Origin of the sequence: Pseudomonas sp. GW531-T4, assembly GCF_017349615.1 — a bacterium.
Lineage (GTDB): Bacteria > Pseudomonadota > Gammaproteobacteria > Pseudomonadales > Pseudomonadaceae > Aquipseudomonas > Aquipseudomonas chlororaphis_I.
Genome location: NZ_JACMZT010000023.1, coordinates 86,815 through 100,977, shown reverse-complemented (window position 1 = coordinate 100,977; position 14,163 = coordinate 86,815). Strand labels below are relative to the sequence as shown.

At 65.5% G+C, this 14,163-nt stretch carries 13 protein-coding genes; 6 read left to right on the top strand and 7 right to left on the bottom strand.

All coding sequences use genetic code 11. From position 1 onward, the window contains the following. A partial coding sequence (locus J4D28_RS19095; RefSeq protein ID WP_207246441.1) for an acetyl/propionyl/methylcrotonyl-CoA carboxylase subunit alpha occupies nt 1-1,908 on the top strand: 1,908 nt, incomplete at its 5' end. A 56-nt stretch (nt 1,909-1,964) separates the two neighbouring features. Here J4D28_RS19095 and J4D28_RS19090 read toward each other — a convergent pair. Next, nucleotides 1,965-2,630 carry a LexA family transcriptional regulator gene (locus tag J4D28_RS19090; RefSeq protein WP_009049820.1) on the bottom strand — a complete coding sequence of 222 codons (666 nt, stop codon included), beginning with the start codon at nt 2,628-2,630 and terminating at the stop codon, nt 1,965-1,967. A 131-nt stretch (nt 2,631-2,761) separates the two neighbouring features. Between J4D28_RS19090 and J4D28_RS19085 the strand changes: the two genes are divergently transcribed. Both J4D28_RS19085 and J4D28_RS19080 read left to right on the top strand, forming a co-directional pair. Continuing rightward, the gene (locus J4D28_RS19085) at nt 2,762-3,103 is read left to right on the top strand and encodes a DUF6124 family protein (RefSeq protein WP_009049821.1); all 342 of its coding nucleotides are present in this window, start codon (nt 2,762-2,764) and stop codon (nt 3,101-3,103) included. Between the two features lie 511 nt (nt 3,104-3,614). Further along, entirely contained in the window at nt 3,615-4,766 is a 1,152-nt protein-coding gene (locus J4D28_RS19080; protein ID WP_009049822.1) for a M14-type cytosolic carboxypeptidase, read from the top strand. A 39-nt stretch (nt 4,767-4,805) separates the two neighbouring features. On the opposite strand, the gene J4D28_RS19075 is transcribed toward J4D28_RS19080, so the two are convergent. Continuing rightward, nucleotides 4,806-5,252 carry a helix-turn-helix domain-containing protein gene (locus J4D28_RS19075; protein WP_009049823.1) on the bottom strand — a complete coding sequence of 149 codons (447 nt, stop codon included), beginning with the start codon at nt 5,250-5,252 and terminating at the stop codon, nt 4,806-4,808. Between the two features lie 97 nt (nt 5,253-5,349). On the opposite strand from J4D28_RS19075, the gene J4D28_RS19070 reads away from it, so the two are divergent. Next, the gene (locus J4D28_RS19070) at nt 5,350-6,561 is read left to right on the top strand and encodes an MFS transporter (protein WP_009049824.1); all 1,212 of its coding nucleotides are present in this window, start codon (nt 5,350-5,352) and stop codon (nt 6,559-6,561) included. A gap of 38 nt (nt 6,562-6,599) precedes the next feature. Here J4D28_RS19070 and J4D28_RS19065 read toward each other — a convergent pair whose 3' ends face one another. Further along, complete coding sequence (locus J4D28_RS19065; protein WP_041986288.1) at nt 6,600-7,139, bottom strand: cytochrome b; 540 nt, start codon at nt 7,137-7,139, stop codon at nt 6,600-6,602. Further along, a complete protein-coding gene (locus J4D28_RS19060; RefSeq protein ID WP_103331418.1) occupies nt 7,136-8,221 on the bottom strand; it encodes a catalase family peroxidase in 1,086 nt (361 codons plus the stop codon). Before J4D28_RS19060 ends, J4D28_RS19065 begins: the two co-directional genes overlap by 4 nt. Before the next feature lie 181 nt (nt 8,222-8,402). On the opposite strand from J4D28_RS19060, the gene J4D28_RS19055 reads away from it, so the two are divergent. Both J4D28_RS19055 and J4D28_RS19050 read left to right on the top strand, forming a co-directional pair. After that, nucleotides 8,403-8,909 carry an RNA polymerase sigma factor gene (locus tag J4D28_RS19055; RefSeq protein WP_009044629.1) on the top strand — a complete coding sequence of 169 codons (507 nt, stop codon included), beginning with the start codon at nt 8,403-8,405 and terminating at the stop codon, nt 8,907-8,909. Further along, nucleotides 8,906-9,661, top strand: coding sequence for an anti-sigma factor (locus J4D28_RS19050; protein WP_009049827.1), 756 nt, complete (start codon nt 8,906-8,908; stop codon nt 9,659-9,661). Before J4D28_RS19055 ends, J4D28_RS19050 begins: the two co-directional genes overlap by 4 nt. Before the next feature lie 215 nt (nt 9,662-9,876). Here J4D28_RS19050 and J4D28_RS19045 read toward each other — a convergent pair whose 3' ends face one another. The 3 genes from J4D28_RS19045 to J4D28_RS19035 all read right to left on the bottom strand — a co-directional run bounded on the left by J4D28_RS19045 (nt 9,877) and on the right by J4D28_RS19035 (nt 14,163). Continuing rightward, nucleotides 9,877-10,866: a spore coat U domain-containing protein gene (locus J4D28_RS19045; RefSeq protein ID WP_103331417.1), complete on the bottom strand. Its 990-nt coding sequence runs from the start codon at nt 10,864-10,866 to the stop codon at nt 9,877-9,879. Between the two features lie 32 nt (nt 10,867-10,898). Then, complete coding sequence (locus J4D28_RS19040; protein WP_103331416.1) at nt 10,899-13,256, bottom strand: fimbria/pilus outer membrane usher protein; 2,358 nt, start codon at nt 13,254-13,256, stop codon at nt 10,899-10,901. Between the two features lie 115 nt (nt 13,257-13,371). Then, nucleotides 13,372-14,163 carry a molecular chaperone gene (locus tag J4D28_RS19035; RefSeq protein ID WP_103331415.1) on the bottom strand — a complete coding sequence of 264 codons (792 nt, stop codon included), beginning with the start codon at nt 14,161-14,163 and terminating at the stop codon, nt 13,372-13,374.

Here is a 14,163-nt window from a genome sequence, read left to right as displayed (position 1 = left end):
AACCGCGGCGAGATCGCCTGCCGCGTGATGCGCACCGCCAAGGCCCTGGGCCTGACCACCGTGGCCGTGCACAGCGCCACCGACCGTGACGCCCGCCACAGCCGCGAAGCCGACCTGCGCATAGACCTGGGCGGTAGCAAGGCCGCCGACAGCTACCTGCAGATCGACAAACTGATCGCCGCCGCCAAGGCCAGCGGCGCCCAGGCGATTCACCCCGGCTACGGCTTTCTCTCGGAAAACGCCGGCTTCGCCCGCGCCATCGAAGCCGCCGGCCTGATCTTCCTCGGCCCGCCGGCGTCGGCCATCGACGCCATGGGCAGCAAGTCGGCGGCCAAGGCGCTGATGGAAACCGCCGGCGTGCCCCTGGTCCCCGGTTATCACGGCGAAGCCCAGGACCTGGAAACCTTCCGCGTCGCCGCCGAACGCATCGGCTACCCGGTGCTGCTCAAGGCCACCGCCGGCGGTGGCGGCAAGGGCATGAAAGTGGTGGAGGACGTCAGCCAACTGGCCGAAGCCCTGGCCTCGGCCCAGCGGGAAGCGCAGTCGTCCTTCGGCGACTCGCGGATGCTGGTGGAAAAGTACGTGCTCAAGCCGCGCCACGTGGAGATCCAGGTGTTCGCCGACCAGCACGGCAACTGCCTGTACCTCAACGAGCGCGATTGCTCGATCCAGCGGCGCCACCAGAAAGTCGTCGAAGAAGCCCCGGCCCCCGGCCTGAGCGCCGAACAGCGCAAGGCCATGGGCGAAGCCGCGGTGCGTGCGGCCCTGGCCATCGGTTACGTCGGCGCCGGCACCGTGGAGTTCCTGCTGGACGCCCGCGGCGAATTCTTCTTCATGGAAATGAACACCCGCCTGCAAGTGGAGCACCCGGTCACTGAAGCCATCACCGGGCTGGACCTGGTGGCCTGGCAAATCCGCGTGGCCCAGGGCGAAGCGCTGCCGATCACCCAGGACCAAGTGCCGCTGATCGGGCATGCGATCGAAGTGCGGCTGTACGCCGAGGACCCGGGCAACGACTTCCTCCCGGCCACCGGGCGCCTGGCGTTGTACCGCGAATCGGCGGCGGGCCCTGGACGGCGGGTGGACAGCGGCGTCGAGGAAGGCGACAGCGTGTCGCCGTTCTACGACCCGATGCTCGGCAAGCTGATCGCCTGGGGCGAGAACCGCGAGCAGGCGCGTTTGCGTCTGCTGGGGATGCTCGACGAGTTCGCCATCGGCGGGCTGAAGACCAACCTGGCGTTCCTGCGGCGCATCATCGCCCATCCGGCCTTCGCCGCCGCCGAGCTGGATACCGGCTTTATCCCGCGTTATCAGGATCAGTTGCTGCCACCGGCCACCGCCTTGAGCGACGAGTTCTGGCAAGCCGCCGCCCAGGCGTTCGCCCAGAGCCAGCCGGACCAGCTGCGCGCCGACGACCGTCATTCCCCCTGGGCCAAGGCCAATGGCCTGCGCATCGGCCTGCCGCGGGAAACCGTGCTGCACCTCGACTGCGAGGGCCAGGACCGGGCGATCAAGCTGGACACCAACGCGGCCATTGCCTTGCACGGCGAACAGCTGTCGATCGAACACAAGGGACTGCGCCAGCAGCACCGGGCGATTCGCCAGGGCGACAGCCTGTACCTGCAGTGGCAGGGCGAGATGCACCGGGTCACGGCCTATGACCCGATTGCCGCGGTGGAGGCCAGCCACAGTCATCATGGCGGCCTGACCGCGCCCATGAACGGCAGCATCGTGCGGGTCCTGGTGCAGGCCGGGCAGAGTGTCGAAGCCGGCGCGCAACTGGTGGTTCTGGAGGCGATGAAGATGGAACACAGCATCCGCGCACCGCAAGCCGGGGTGGTCAAGGCGCTGTATTGCCAAGAAGGCGAGATGGTCAGTGAGGGAAGTGCCCTGGTGGAGCTGGAATAAGCTCCTGAGGCAGAAGATCGTTCCCGCAGCTTTGCGGGAACGATCGTATTTTTACGTCAGAATTTAGCGGTAGCCTGCACTACCACACCAATAATCCGACACTCATCGCTGTAAAGCGTCTTCGGATAAGTCGGATTCAACGGCACCAGATAACGTTGCCCACCCTCTTCCACCAGCTTGCGGAAAATCGCTTCGGTACTGCCCGGGCATTGCACGATCACCAGCTTGCCGGGAACCGCTTCCACCGCCGGATCCACCAGGATCAACATGTCCTGGGCGATGCTCAGGCCACTGGGGGCAATCATCGCGTCGCCCACCACGACCAGCCAGAACGCCGAGCCTTCGGCCTGGTAGTCGGAGAGCTCGTAACGCTCGGCGGCGTAGCCCGCACCACCGGCCTCGCGCACCTCGCCAACGCCCCGCCAGTCGCTGACCGGGTAGCGAAAGTACGGGTTGTACTTCTGCACCAGTGACGGCCCTTCCAGCAGCAACTGGCCCTCGTCATCCACCTGTGGTTTTTCGCGGATCACCAGCGCGACTTCGAGAAAACCCAGGCCGATTTCTTCCAGCACCCGGTTCATGTCTTCGATCTTCGGCTGGCGCCGTTTGCTCAGCCAATGGCCGATGCCGCCCTGGGACATGCCCAGGCGCTCCGCGAGCTTTTCTTGTGTGACCTTGCGGTCCTTCATGTTGGATTTAACCAACTCGATCCATTTGTCCATGGACCGGAACAATACGTTGTGTATTTCCGCCCTCAACACACAAGTTGTAGTATTTGAAACCTAGTCACAAATACATTAAGTATTACCATTCCTCAGACCCTCTTATTCCACGTCAAAGGATGGAACCGCTCATGAGCACAACCAGCAAAGATGCACCGGAACTGGAAACCGATGTCGGCTTCAACGCCCTCAAGGACAGCGAGGCCGCCCGCCGGGCCATGGACTACTACTTGAAGCCGGCTATTGCAGAAGCGTCGATCGACGAGAAGTTCTTCGAAGTCAAAGACAGCATCAGCAGCGAGGAAGCGATGATCCACGCTTCCGACCTGCTGCGTTGTGCCGCGGCCAGCGCCTACGAGGCCGCCGACCACCTGCGGGGAACCCGGCGGGACCTGGCGTTTTCCGTGGTGCACATGATCGACATGGCCAAGGCGCTGGTGGATCGCTCGCTGGACAGCCAGCGCCAGGAATGAGATGCGCGGCAGAATTCGCCCACGGCCGATCCGGCCGATGAACAAGGCTGACAACAGGGACAGGAAATTATTTTCTAAACGGCGGGGAAAAACATTTGACTTGCAAATGATAATGATTATTATTGCAAGCAACTGGTCGCGAGATCAGTCGATAACCCAAGAGACCTTAGGTCGGACTCCTGGATTATCTCCTCATCAGGCTAATCACGGTTTTTGACCCGGCTTTTTGCCGGGTCTTTTTTTTCTGCCAGTTTTTCTGGCTTGGCTTCAGGCTAATGAAGACTGGGTCCCGCTAAATTGGCGGCGATGATAGCAAAAGAATGCCTCATTGCAAGCCGACGCCCGCCGCAACGGCTCGCAAATGCAAAAACAGCGCTTGAGAATCAATCGCATAGCTTCTAAGCTGCTTTCGCGTCAAGGACGACGCCCCCCTCTCCCGTGGAAATTACCCCGGTATTTTCCCTGCCTTGCTAAAGTAACGGCCATAAAAAATCCTGTTCAGGAATCGACCATGACCGTGGCTCAAAGCTCGTTTCAAATCTCTGCCAATTTCGACAGCGGCAATATCGAAGTACTGGATGCCAGCAACCCCTCGCAAGTCCTGCTGGCCATCAAGCCCGATACTCGCAGCGCGCATTTCCAGTGGTTCCACTTCAAGGCCAGCGGCCTGCGTGTCGGCCAGGAACACTGGTTCCGCCTGAGTAATGCCAGCAAGTCCTCGTACAACAAGGCCTGGAGCGGTTATCAGGCGGTGGCGTCCTACGACCACGTCAACTGGTTCCGCGTGCCGACGATTTTTGAAGGCGACACCCTGCGCTTCTGCCTTGAAGCCACCCAGACCCACGCCTGGTTCGCCTATTTCGAACCCTACAGCCGCGGCCGGCATGACTGGCTGATCGAGCAGGCGCTGACCAAGGCCGGCGCCGAACTGCTGGCCACCGGCAAAAGCGTCGAGGGTCGCGATATCCAGCTGCTGCGCAAAGGCAGCGGCGGCGAAGGCCGACGCAAGGTCTGGATCATCGCCCAGCAGCACCCTGGCGAGCACATGGCCGAATGGTTCATGGAGGGCGTGATCGAACGCCTGCAGCACCGTGACGATGCCGAGCTGAACAGGCTGCTGGCCAGCGCCGATCTGTACCTGGTGCCGAACATGAACCCCGACGGCGCCTTCCACGGCCACTTGCGCACCAACGCCATGGGCCAGGACCTGAACCGCGCCTGGCAGAGCGCCAGCCAGGAGCTCAGCCCGGAAGTGCTGTTCGTCCAGCAGCAGATGGAGCAGTACGGCGTCGACCTGTTCCTCGACGTGCACGGCGACGAAGAAATCCCCCATGTGTTCACCGCCGGCTGCGAAGGCAACCCGGGCTACACGCCGCGCCTGGCCAAGCTCGAGGAGCACTTCCGCAGCCACCTGAAACACAAGACCCGGGACTTCCAGACCACCCACGGCTACACCAGGGACAAGCCCGGCGAAGCCAATATGACCCTGGCCTGCAACAGCGTCGGCGAGAAGTTCGACTGCCTGTCGCTGACCCTGGAAATGCCGTTCAAGGACCACGACGATAACCCCAACCCGCTCACCGGCTGGTCGGGCAAACGCTCGATGCAACTGGGCAAGGACGTCCTCAGCACCGTGGCCGACATGGTCGGCATCCTGCGCTGATCCTGCTGCGCTGGCCGCGGCGCGAACCGCGGCCGGCGCCTATTGCACCGGCACCCGCCGGCAATCCTCGGGCCCGAGCAAGCGCCCATCCGCCGAGCGCAGCTCCAGCGGTCGCAGCGGCAGTCCCTGCTCGCGGTCGACCATCAGCGAATGCGCTTCCCCCTCCTCGTAGAAATACGCCTCGCCCCACTGCCGCAGACCGATGATCAGGTTGAACAGGCCGTTGCCCTTCTGCGTCAGCACGTACTCCTGATAGGCACTGCCGTCGGACGCCGGCAGCACCTCGAAGATGCCGTGGGCCACCAGGGTCCGCAGGCGGGCGGCGAGGATGTTCTTGGCCATCCCCAGATTGCGCTGGAACTCGCTGAAGCGGCGGATGCCGTCAAAGGCATCGCGAATGATCAGCAGCGACCACCAGTCACCGATAGCGTCCAGCGAACGGGCCACCGGGCACTCGGCGCCCTCCAGGCTTGTGCGTTTGACCATGATGCAGACTCGCGACAGGAAAGTGGTTGCAATATAAAACCAGCCTCTCTACCGTACAACTGGTTTCATAAAGCAACCAGAACTCACGGAGCCGAGCATGACAGCCGCAATCGCCCCTTTGCCATCCGCCACCATTCCGGCGTCGGTGGTGCTGCTCTTTGCCATTGCCTGCGGGCTGGCGGTGGGCAATGTCTATTACGCCCAACCCCTGCTCGATGCCATGGCCCACAGCCTGGACATGCCGCGAGCGACCATCGGCCTGGTCATCACCCTGACCCAGGTCGGCTACGGTCTCGGCCTGCTGTTCCTGGTGCCGCTGGGCGACCTGCTGAACCGCCGGCGCCTGATCGTCGGCCAGACGAGCTTGTCGGTCGTGGCCCTGTTGATGGTGGCGCTGGCGGCGGACAGCACTTGGCTGTTGCTGGGCATGGCCCTGACCGGGCTGCTCGCGGTGGTGACCCAGGTGCTGGTGGCCTATGCCGCCAACCTGGCCGCGCCAGGCGAACGTGGCCAGGTGGTGGGTAGCGTGACCAGCGGCATCGTGCTCGGGATCCTGTTGGCGCGCACGGTCTCGGGAACCATGGCCGACCTGGCCGGCTGGCGTTCGGTGTACCTGCTGTCGGCCGGGCTGACCCTGCTGATGGCGCTGCTGTTGTGGCGGGTGCTGCCCAAGGTCGAGCAACCGGCGGCAATGCACAGCTACGGCCAACTGATCCGTTCGCTGTTCGGTCTGTTCCGCGAAGAAAAGGTCCTGCGCGACCGAGCGGTGCTGGCGATGCTGATCTTCGGTGCCGGCACCGTGTTATGGACCCCGCTGGTGCTGCCCCTGAGCGCCCCGCCGCTGTCGCTGTCGCACACCGAGATCGGCCTGTTCGGCCTCGCCGGGGCGGCCGGAGCCCTGGGCGCCTCGCGTGCCGGACGCTTGGCCGACCGTGGCCTGGGACAATGGACCAGCGGCCTGGCGCTGAGCCTGATGCTGGCCTCCTGGTGGCCGATCGCCTACACCCAATCGTCGCTCTGGGCCCTGCTGCTGGGGGTGATCGTCTTCGACCTGGGTTTGCAGGCGGTGCATGTCACCAGCCAGAGCCTGATCTACAGCACCCGCCCCGAGGCCCAGAGCCGCCTGGCCGCGGGCTACATGCTGTTCTATTCGATCGGCAGCGCCAGCGGCTCGATCGGCGCCACCGCCCTGTACGCCTGGGCGGGCTGGACCGGGGTATGCCTGCTGGGCGCCGCGATCAATGGCGTGGCGCTGCTGTACTGGCGGTGGAGCCTGAACCCGCGCAAAGCCCCGGTGTGTGCCGGTTGAAACACATTGCCAGGGCTCTTGAGCGCACTGCCCTGCTCTCAGCCCTTGCCGCGCAGCATGCTTTCCAGCACCCCGTCGCGGCGCACCCAGCCATGGAACAGCGCCGCCGCCAGATGCAGCAGCACCGTCAGGAACAGCAGGTAGGCGAGAAAGCCGTGGGCCTTGCGCAACCAGGCGAACAGCGGGGCATTGGCAGGCAGGAGCGACGGCAGCTGCAGCGAACTGCCAAGCATCACCGGATCACCCGCCGCTGAAATCATCGCCCAGCCCAGCAGCGGCAGGATCAGCATCAGCGCGTACAGCAGCACATGGGAGGCCTTGGCCGCCAACGCCTGCCAGCCCGGCAGGTCCGCCGGCAGTGGCGGTTGCCGGGTGGAAAAGCGCACGACCAGGCGCACGATCACCAACAGCAGAATGGCAATGCCCAGCGGCTTGTGCAGGTGGATCAGCCACTCATGGCGCTCGGACACCGAGGTCACCATGCCGGCGCCGATAAACAGCATGCCGATGATCATCAGCGCCATCAGCCAGTGCAGCAGGCGCGCCAGTGGCGCGAAGTGGTTTGGTTGGGCGCTCATGGGCGGGACTCCTGGGCAGCGTGGGGCAATTGATCGACTTCACTGGTGCGGCGCAGATAGGAACTGGCGTAAGCCGCCGAACGGGCCGCCAGCAGCGGGTCGTCGGAGGCGGCAATGCCGCTCGGCAGCACCAGCGGGTCGTAGTTGATGTCGCGGCATTCGCCCTCGTTCTGCGGCTGGCTGCGCTCCAGCACCAGGGTCCCGGCATTCAGCACCTTGCGCTCGCTGGGCCAGGCCTTGCTGGCGTCGTCGGTCGGGTCGCCCGGGTTGGCCAGGGTGATGCTCAAGCGCCAGCGCAACGGCCCCGCAGCCAGGCGCTGCACCAGGTCTTTTTCCAGGAAGTCGTTACCCTCAGGCACCACCGCGTCGGGCGCGTCCTGGGTCAGCGGCACCACGCCCCAGCGCACCGCCTGGCGTTGCCCGGTGGCGCTCACCAGGTAAAACGCGTTGATGCCGTTGTAGGTTTCGGTGGCGTAGCTGGCCGAGGGCTTGGCGCTTTTGATCCATTGCAGGAACGGCATGGCTTCCGGGTGGGCGGCGAAAAACGCCGGCACGCTGGCCGGGTTCGGCTTGCCGGTCGCCGGGTCTGGCGCACTGGCCTGCTGCAACTGGTAAAACGCTTCGGGGGTGCCCACCGGGAACACCGGCATGCTGTTCATCCCGGTGCGCCATTGCTGGCCGTTGGCCTGAGTGAAACGCAGCGCCAGGCTGCGGATCGGCACACTGCCGTCAGGTGCATAGGGGTTGCCGGGGGGCAAGGCGAAACGCCCGACCACCGGGGTCCGCGCTTCGTTGAACACCTGGGCGCTGGAATAGCTGCGGGCTTCGCCGCTGCTCTCGAAATAACCGACCACGCACACACCCTTGGCGTGGTTGCGACGGAAGCCCGGATGTACGCCGTTGTTTTTCTCCAGCACATCCACCAGGGCCTTGGGGGTCAGGCGCTGCGGATCGAAAGTGCCGTTTACATAAGCCATGGCGCCGGCCAGGGCCGCGACCACCAGGGCGATCCCGCCCAGACGCAGGCTCAGGCTGGCCGCGCTCAAGGGCGGACGATCAGGGGGTGATGGACGATCTACCATGAATATCTCCAGGGCCGCGGGCCACAGGTGGAAAGGACAGGTCAGACGTACCCCGGCAAGCTTTATTCCCGTCGCCGATATTTATTTTCCGAGCACTGGAATAACCTGCACGACCAGGCGTCTGGCTGTTGCAAGCACGCTGTTGCAAGCGTAGCGACTGGCCAACGATCCGCAGGAACCCATGAACGATATCGACGAACAGCTGCGTGAAATCATCCCCCGGTTGCGGCGTTTCGCCCTGTCCCTGAGCCGTCAGCCCAGCAGCGCCGACGACCTGGTGCAAGCGAGCCTGGAACGGGCGCTGTCGAGCTGGGGCGAAAAACGCCCCGAGGGCGATCTGCGGGCCTGGCTGTTCGCCATTCTCTACCGCCAGTTTCTCGACGCGCACCGCCGCTCACGGCGTTATGCGCGCATGCTGGAATTCTTCACCGGGCGCGACGACGCCCAGCCTTCGGTGGAACGCAGCGTGGTCGCGCAATCGACCCTGGAAGCCTTCGACCGCCTGCCCGCCGAACAGCGCGCGCTGTTGCTCTGGGTCTCGGTGGAGGGCCTGAGCTACAAGGAAGTCGCCACTATCCTCGACGTGCCCACCGGCACCGTGATGTCCCGCCTGTCCCGGGCGCGCCAGGCCCTGCGCCAGCTCAGCGACGGCGAAATCAGCAGCCCTTCTTTGCGGATACTCAAATGATCAGCCTGCCCCCCAGCGAACGCGATCTGCACGCCTACGTCGACCATCAGCTCAGCGAGAGCGACCGGCGCCTGCTGGAGACCTACCTGAGCAGCCACCCGCAGCTCGCCGCCCAGGTCCAGGCCTGGCAGCAGGACGCCCAGCAGCTGCGCGCGGCCCTCGGCGGTGCCTTGCAGCAACCGGTCAACCCCAACCTCGACCCGGCGCTGATTCGCCAGCGCCTCAAGCGCCAGTCGCGCCGCCACCTGGCCAGCGCCGCGCTGCTGTTGATCGCCCTCGGCGTCGGCGGCCTGAGTGGCTGGCAGGCGCGGGAAATGACCCTGGCCAGTGCTCTGCCGCTGCCAATGACCGACGCCCTGCAGGCCTATCGCCTGTTCGCCCAGCAAGGCGTCCTCCCGGCCGACCTCGAAGTCCGGGGCAACGGCGCCATGCAGGCCTGGCTCGATCGCTATTTCACCCAGGCCGAGCGCCTGCCGGACCTGCGCGAGGCCGGGTTCCAGGCGGTCAGCGGGCGTTTGCTGAGCACCGATCAAGGACCGGCGGCGATGGTGCTGTACGAGGACCAGGGTGGGCACAGGATCAGTTTCTATATCCGCCCGCCGGGACCGAAGAACTACCTGCTGCCCCGGGGCAGCCGCAGCGATGGCGAACTGCAGGCCGACTACTGGTCCGACAGCGGCTACAACTACGCCATGGTCAGCCCCAGCGGTTCGGCGGTGGCGCAGCGGCTGCAGGATACCCAGAAGTTCTGACCCATGGCAGCCGCATCCCCGTGGGCCGGCCTTGAGACCGCCAGAGGTCCTTCGGACCTATCGCAGCCTGCGGCAGCGGCTACCTCGACCCCGTCATCTGGGCCATCACCTTCTCCTGTAGCCGCTGCCGCAGGCTGCGATCGGCAGCGAAGCAGCCGCAGGATCTGCGCCACACCACAAACACCTGCGACTAGCACAATAGGGGCACTCCCCCCTTAAAACCCCACATCCAGCACCACGTTGTCGATATAGGTCCCCGCCGGCGGCGTGGCCTGGTCGGTGTAGATCCGGGCGTTGTAGTTGAACACCTGGCTGCCGGTGCCCAGGCCGTTGCCGGGGTTCACCTCGGCGCCGGAACTGGCCCGCCGCGCCGCGCCCACGCTGCCCCAGCGGGTGGTGCCGGCGCTTTTGAAGATGTCGTAGGCCAGGTAGTTGCCCCCCGAGATCATCCGCCGCCGCCCGCCGACGCTGACGGGCTGCTGGCCATCGTCCAGGCCCACGGTGTAGGCACTGCCCTTGGTACAGGCGAGGTTGATGGTCTGCCCGCTGACAGTGGCGAAGGCGCTGATCACCGGCGCGCTGCCGAAGCTGATGTTGGGCGCGGTGATCACGCAGTCGTTGGCCACCGTCAGGTTGACCGTCAGGCTGGCGACGCCGCTGCCGATATCGCGCCCCAGGCATGCGCCCAGCGCACCGATCCCCGCGCAGTAGTTCCAGCTCCAGGCAATGCTCAGGGTCTCGGTGTAGATGCCGGCGGCGACGTTGCTGCCGGTGATGCTGCCCAGGTAGATCGGTATGGCCTTGGCCACGGTCGGGCTGCCCAGCAGCCCCAGGGCGTCGACGATGGAGTTGCGCGCGAAGTCGAACTGCACGCCGCGGGTGATGGGGTAATTGGTGCTGTTGTCGCCGTAGATCGTGTAGCCGATGACATCGCCGGTGGGGCCCAGCAGCCCGCTCTGCGAGGAGGTGATGGTGGCGTAGAAATGGTCGTTGCTGGCCATCAGGGTCGCCAACGAGCCGGTGCAGGCCAGGCCGGCGTTGGTGCTGGAAGCAGGTTGCGAGGTGGTGCGCACCAGGATCGAACTGAGGGTGCCGAAACTCGCCGGCGAGGTACTGACCACCGAGCACAGGGCCTGGGCCGCCCCTGGCAACAGCAGCGCCAGCAGCAACAACCCCCGCCCCCAAAAACGACGCAACCTGTCCATGTTCACTGACTCCCGATTCCGTTCATGCATCCTCACTGACACACCAGCGGCCCGATCAACGGCACCTGTTCCTGCTCCGGCTCCAGGGCAAAGCTCACCTGGCAGCTGCTGCCGTCGGCGAGGCTGACCCGCAGGTTGTTGTTCGGCGCCAGGTTTTCCAGGTACACCAGGCCGTCCCAGCCCACCACCGTCTGGGCGCCGCTCTGTTCGTGGGTCACCAGGCTGCCCAGGGGCAACTCATGGTGCCGAGCGTCCACCAGGACCAGGCTGGCGGCGAGGATGCGGGTCAAGGGGAACTCCACCAGATAGCCGCTGCCACGACGCACCGCGACCCGCTGTTCGACCAGCGGGCTCTGCACGTTGGCCGGCAGGTTCAGCGGGTCGATCTCGTATTTGCCGCGGTAATAGGCGCTGCTCCAGGGCACCAGCAGATGGCCGTTCTTATCGGTGCTTCCTACCAGCTGGTTTTCATAGCGCACCGGAATATCCCGGTAACCGTCGGTGCTGACCACCACGAAGGCGTCATCGATGCGATTGGCGGCGAACACCTGGTGGTCCATCCACACCAGCGAACCGCTGGCATCGGCCCAGCGGGTTTGCGCCTCGCTGGAACCATAGACCCCGGCCTGCAATTGCACCGACTGCAAACGCCAGGTCAGGTCGGCCTGGCGGTAGGCCGGCGCATCGCCCTGGGCATATCCGAGATTGAAGCCGAAGCCGCCCTCGCTGGGCACCGCCCGGCTGTAGTTGACCCGCTGCCGGTTCTGCCCGTCCTTGCTGCGTTCGCTGCTCAGGCTGAGGCTGCCGTGGAGGTCGAACGGAATCACCAGTTGGGCCTGGACCGCCCAGTTGCTGTCGCCGATCTCACGGTTGGCCGACAGGTAGAAACTGCTGCTGCGCCACAGCGGCTTGCTCCAGGTCAGGTTGAGCAGGCGAGTGCGCGAGTCGTCCGCGGCGCGCACATCGAAATAGCCGGCGCCGAGGCTGCCGTAGCGCTCGAGGTTGAGGCTCAGGGTCAGCTGTTCGCTGCGCTGGCTGAGGCTGGCGTAGGGGCTGTCCACCAGCGTCAGGTCGGCATAGCCGTCGCGGCGCTGCATGCGCTGGTAGGAGAGGCTGTAGCGTTGGCTGCTGTACTGGTAACCGAGGCTGATCTGCTGCCCGCCCTGGCCGTCGAAGCGGCTCTGGCTGATGGCGCTGTTGAGCACACCGAAGTTGCCCAGGCGCAGGTTGCCGCCGAAGCCGCCGAGGGTCAGGGACTCTGCAGCTTCGGCATGGCCTTCCAGGGTCAGGTTATTGCTCAGACCGTAGCGCAGGCTGCCGGAGGTGACGCCTGGGCCATAGCTGAAATCCTTTAGCGTGTAGTCGCGGCGCAGGGTCCCGGCGGCTACCGAGAAATCGCTCAGGCCTTGTTGCAGCAGGCTGCTGGTGACATAGAACGGCACGGTGGTGGACACCTGTCGCCCCAGGGCATCGGTGGTCACCACCACCGCTTCGCCGGCACCGTTGATGAACGGGATATTGGTCAGGGTGTAGGGCCCCGGCTGCAGGTCGGCGCTGCTGGACTTGTAGCCGTTGATAAACAGGTCCACCGAGGACGGCACCGCCGCCTCCCCGGCGAACTGCGGCAAGGGGTAGGTCACCAGATCCGGGCGCACGGCAAAGTCGCGGGACAGTTGCACGCCGCCCAGGCGCACCGCGTTGCTCCAGGGCAAGGCGCTGCTGACCAGGTCGCCGGCCTCGTAGGTCAGCAGGCGTTCGTCATCGGAGTAACGCCAGGTCGTGTCGTAGCGGCGGTAGCCGTTGTTCAGCGTGCCCTCGCCGAGGCCGGAAAAGGTCCGCCGGTACTGGCCGGTGTTGGACAGGGTGCCCCAGCTGTCGAACAGCCGCACCTCGTTCCAGGCGGCCAGGTAGGTGCCGGCATCGTCGGTGTCGTTGAGGTACAGATCGTAATTGAGCAAGGCGCCGAAACTGCTCAGCGCCGGGGTTCGTGGATAGGCCTGGCGGCTGCCGATCCGTTGCTCCGGCAGCCAGTCCGGCGGCACCTCCAGCAACAGGCGCTGGCCCTGGCTGTCGTAGTCGCTGTGCAGCCCTCGCAGGCTGTCGAGGGCGACCTGCGCATCGAGCCCCTCGGGCAATTTCATCCCGCTTTCCCGCAGGGCCTGGGCCGGCACGAACAGGCGTCCGGCACGTTGCTCGACAGCGATCACTCGCCCGGTATTCATCTGATTGACCACCAGTTCCAGGAACAGCTGGGCATCGCTGATCGCTTCCATGCCGCTGGGCGGCGGCGGCAGTTCGCCCCCCAGGCTGGCGGAGGCGAACACCCAGCAACACAGCCCGCTCGCCGCCCACCCCGGGCGCCAGAAACGACGAGCCGCGCCGAGGCTCATTGTGGCTTTTCGTCCATCGATGGAGACCTTTCTTCCATGGTCAGCCGTGGTTCCCGTTACCGGTCAGCCCGAGCGGCAGCTCTGCAACCCCGCCTGTCCGCGGCGGCAAGCGGCTTTAGCGGGCCGGCGCAACGCTCTGCACCTGCGGCGCGCCATTGACCCGCACCTGCAGCACCGCGTCCGTGGTCGGCGTAGCGGGCAACGGCCAGCGCATGATCGCCCCCGGCAGCACGTAGCCCAGCAGCCCTTCCACCAGCGGCCGGGTCTGCCCCGCCTGCTTGAACGCCACGTCGGTCAGGCGCGCATGCACCGCGCCCTGGTTGCGCACCTCCACGTAATTGCGCCCATCCACCGCCACCTTGCGCCAGCTCAGCTCGGGCACGCCGGCGCTTTTCGGGTCGCGCTGGCGGGTGCTGTCTTCCTTGCTCCAGAGCCCGGCCCCGTAGGCGAACAGCGGCACCGAATAGCGCATCTGGAACCGGATGGCCGCCGCCGTCTTGCCCTCGCCTTCGGCAATCGGCGGCTGCGCCGAGGGGATTTCATCGATGATGATGCGGTAGGCCAGTTCCTGGCCGGGCGGGACTTCGCGGGTCCGGGTCAGGCGCACCAGTTGCTTCTGCCCGGGTGCGATCTTCGCCACCGGCGGGCTGCCGATCACCTCCCGCTGGTTCTGGTACTGGTCCTCGAAGCCGCTCTGGCTCCAGGCAAAGACCCGGATCTGCAGGTTGGCGGTTTCCGTGCCGCGGTTTTCCAGCCACAAGGCGCTGGCTTGCTGGTCGGCCTCCAGCACCGGGTCGATCGGCCAGATCAGCACCGAGCTGGCGGCGCTTGCCTGGGCCGCCCCCAGCAACGCCATGGCCAGCACGGCACAACGAATGGCCTGCAAGCGCCGGGAAGTCGAATACAT